A 653-nucleotide genomic window follows, 5' to 3' on the forward strand; every position below is an offset into this window, starting at 1 on the left:
GTGCGGCCCCTCGTGGTCACGGGATTCGCGGGCCTCACCCTCGTCGCGGCGGTGCTCGCGACGGACCTCGTCCCGTTCCCGGCACCCCTCAACCAGACGGTGACGCTCGTCGGGTACTTCCTCGCCGGCGCGCTCGTGCACCTGTACCGCGACCGCCTCCCCCTGACGGGCGCACTCACCGCCGTCGCGGCCGCGCTGCTCGTCCTCGTGATCGCGACCGGCCTCTACCGCGTGCTCGCCGGCCTCCCCCTCGCCTATCTGATGGTCGCGCTCGGCGCCCGGCTCCCCCTGCGTCGGGTGGGCGCGACCCACGACGTCTCCTACGGGATGTACATCTACGCGTTCCCCGTGCAGCAGCTGCTCTCGCTGGCGATCGTCGGAGCCGGAGCCGACGTGCCGCTCTGGGCCTACATCGCGCTCTCGGTCGCAGCGACGGTCCCCCTCGCGTGGGCGAGCTGGCTGCTGGTCGAGCGCCCCGCGATGCGGCTGAAGCGCCTCACCGCCCGGGCTCCCGTCGACGTCGAGGGCCACGTCCTGCGCTGAGGCCCGGAGCCGCGAGCCCGGAGCCGAGAGCCCGCGGCCGAGAGCCGAGCCGAGCCGAGAGCACGGAGCCGCGAGCCCGCGGCCGTCCTCGCACACCCGCCCGCCCGCAG

At 75.0% G+C, this 653-nt stretch carries 1 protein-coding gene; it reads left to right on the top strand.

Annotated features, from left to right (window positions below; all coding sequences use genetic code 11):
* Nucleotides 1-543: acyltransferase family protein (locus tag C5C36_RS17830; protein WP_374954358.1), on the top strand; the 543-nt coding region annotated here is incomplete at its 5' end.
* Between the last annotated feature and the right edge of the window lie 110 nt (nt 544-653).

The sequence above is a fragment of the Rathayibacter sp. AY1G1 genome (genome assembly GCF_002932095.1).
Taxonomy (GTDB): domain Bacteria; phylum Actinomycetota; class Actinomycetes; order Actinomycetales; family Microbacteriaceae; genus Rathayibacter.